A 304-nucleotide genomic window follows, 5' to 3' on the forward strand; every position below is an offset into this window, starting at 1 on the left:
GCGACCAAGCCGCAGCTTGGCGTGCAGGCCTCGGTGTCGGCCTCCGGCAGCGCCCCGAGCGGGACCGCGGGCGCCCAGATCACGACGGTGGAGCCGAACTCGCCGGCGGCCGCCGCGGGCATCACGGCGGGCGACGTCGTCACCAAGGTCAACGAGTACCCGGTGTCGAGCTTCGCGGACCTGATCGCCCGGGTCGGCAACTTCACCCCCGGCCAGCAGGTCACGCTGACCGTCGGCAGCGGGTCCGGAGCCCGCGAGGTGCCGGTGACGCTCGGCAGCGTGCGCGACACCGCCGCCGCGACCG

General features: G+C 75.3%; 1 protein-coding gene. It reads left to right on the top strand.

What is annotated here, in order from left to right; genetic code table 11:
• Positions 1–304, top strand: a 304-nt coding sequence (locus DBV35_RS29770; RefSeq protein ID WP_157962119.1) for a PDZ domain-containing protein, incomplete at both ends; no start/stop codon positions are given.

Source organism: Acuticoccus kandeliae (assembly GCF_003073115.1).